General features: G+C 27.7%; 2 protein-coding genes and 1 pseudogene. 1 reads left to right on the top strand and 2 read right to left on the bottom strand.

The features are described from left to right. A pseudogene (locus QZ146_RS08680) lies at nucleotides 1–293 on the bottom strand (hypothetical protein); the annotation flags it as partial. Between the two features lie 45 nt (nucleotides 294–338). Continuing rightward, the gene (gene lepA / locus QZ146_RS08675) at nucleotides 339–2,126 is read right to left on the bottom strand and encodes a translation elongation factor 4 (RefSeq protein ID WP_295723690.1); all 1,788 of its coding nucleotides are present in this window, start codon (nucleotides 2,124–2,126) and stop codon (nucleotides 339–341) included. Between the two features lie 90 nt (nucleotides 2,127–2,216). Between lepA and QZ146_RS08670 the strand changes: the two genes are divergently transcribed. Further along, the coding region (locus tag QZ146_RS08670) for a hypothetical protein (RefSeq protein ID WP_295723688.1) at nucleotides 2,217–2,642 on the top strand (426 nt) is incomplete at its 3' end.

Genomic DNA, 2,642 nt, shown 5'->3' with positions numbered 1-2,642 from the left:
TGGTTTATATCATTTACATTCATCTCAAATGTAAATTCTTTTAACTTGCTTAAATCAAATTTAGATTTGATAATACCAAATAATTTAATTAATTGATTGCTGTTTAAAGAAGATGGGGTTCCACCACCAATATAAACAGTATTTATCTCATCGCCTTCATAATATTTATCTATTTCAAGTTCTAATTCGCTTAAATATGTATCTAACCAAGACTCACTATAAATCATCTTACAGAAATCACAGTAAGAACAAATACTTTTACAAAAAGGAATGTGTATATATACACTTCTCATATTACCCACCATCTTAAATAAATTATATGAAGAAAAACAACGAAACTATTTTTCTTCTTCATCCATACTTAAAATCGATAAGAATGCTTCTTGTGGTATTGATACACTACCTATCTGTTTCATTCTTTTTTTACCTTCTTTTTGTTTCTCAAGAAGTTTTCTTTTTCTCGATACATCTCCACCATAACATTTAGCTAAAACATTCTTTTTCATAGCAGGTATATCTTCTCTAGCTATTATTTTAGATCCAATTGCTGCCTGTATAGGAACGCTAAACATTTGTCTAGGAATAATCTTTTTAAGATTTTCTACTATTATTTTACCTCTTTTATAAGCAAAATCTTTATGAACTATTACACTTAATGCATCTATCATATCGCCATTAAGAAGTATATCCATTTTTACAAGTTTACTTTCTTTGTTTCCTATGAAATCATAATCAAGTGATGCATATCCTTTTGTATAGCTTTTTAATTTATCAAAAAAATCATATACAATTTCTGAAAGTGGTATTTCATATGTAACATTTACTCTTTTAGGGTCAATATAATCTATAGATTTATAAATACCTCTTTTATCTTGACAAAGTTCCATAACAGAACCAACATAATCTGAAGGCACAAATATATTAGAAAGCACAAATGGTTCCTTAATGGAGTGAATTTTTATTTGTTCTGGCATTTTACTAGGACTATCTACATAAATTACACTTTTATCAGTAAGCTCTACTTCATAAATAACTGAAGGAGATGTTGCGATTAAATCAATATTAAATTCTCTTTCAATTCTCTCTTCAATTATTTCCATATGAAGGAGCCCTAAAAAACCACATCTAAATCCAAAACCTAATGCAGTAGATGTTTCAGGTTCAAAGTTTAGAGCCGAATCATTTAACTTTAGTTTTTGAAGTGCTTCCTTTAAATTATTATATTTAGAAGAGTCAATTGGATATAATCCTGAATATACCATTGGTTTCATTTCTTTATAACCAGGAAGTGATTCCACTTCTTCCCCACTCTTGGAGATGGTATCACCTACTCTAACATCTTCTATACTTTTAATGCTTCCACTTAGATAACCAACTTCACCAGATGATAAAGTTTTAAGCGTTTTTTCTTTTGGAGTATGTTTACCAAGTTCCAAAACCTCATAAACTTTACCAGTAGACATCATTTTAATTTTATCACCCACAGAGATGCTTCCATCCACTACTCTAATTAAAGTTACTATTCCTTTATATGAATCAAAATAACTATCAAATATTAATGCTCTAAATTTATCACTTTTACCATTGGGTGATGGTATTCTATCTATAACTGCATCTAAAAGTTCTTCTATACCTTCTCCAGTTTTAGCGCTACAAAGAATAATTTCATCTTTTTCAAAACCTATTAAATCAGTTAATTCTTTTGATACTTTATCTGGGTCTGCAGCTGGTAAATCTATTTTATTTATAACTGGTATTATTTTTAAATTATTATCGAGTGCAAGGTGTAAATTAGCAAGTGTTTGTGCTTCTATTCCTTGAGTAGCATCTACAACTAGAATAGCTCCTTCACAAGCAGCCAAACTTCTACTTACTTCATATGAAAAATCCACGTGACCTGGAGTATCTATTAAATGAAGAGTATAACCTTTATAGTTAAGTTCTACTGCATTTAATTTAATAGTGATACCTCTTTCACGTTCAAGATCCATATTATCGAGTATTTGATCTTTCTTCTCTCTTTCAGTAATTGCACCACATTTTTCCAATATTCTATCGGCTAATGTACTTTTACCGTGGTCAATATGTGCAATTATAGAGAAATTTCTAATTTTGCTTTGTTCCATAAAAATCACTATTAAATTATACCATAACTACCAATTATTGTAAAAATAAATATATTATCCTTTGGAAATAATATAAATGAGGAGATAATTATGAATACAAATAATGAATTATTAGTACACATTTATGAAACAACAGGAGTAAAATCTACTAAAAAGTTATTAAAAATCTTAAAAGATAAAGATAATAAAATTAAGGATGAAATTGAAAGAGAATTAAAAGAATATGAGTCTATTTTTAAAAAGGCAAAAAAAATATTAAAAAAAGAAAAAATTGAAGTTGGAACTAACATAATAGCTAACGTATCAGCTAACACTGCAATGGTAATGGAAATAAAAAAAGATAATTCTGATTCAAAAATTGCTGATATTCTTCTAAGAGGTTTTATTATGGGAATAGCTAAAATTGAAAAGAAAATGAAAGATTACAAAGGAAAAGTATCTAATGATACAATAAAATTAGCTAAGAACTTGCATAAGTTTCAAGAAAATTCTATTAAAGAAGTTAAAAAATATCTA

The sequence above is a fragment of the uncultured Methanobrevibacter sp. genome, from assembly GCF_905235195.1.
Classification (GTDB): Archaea; Methanobacteriota; Methanobacteria; order Methanobacteriales; family Methanobacteriaceae; genus Methanarmilla.
Note: the sequence above shows the minus strand (reverse complement) of the source record. Positions and strands in the feature narration are given on the sequence as shown.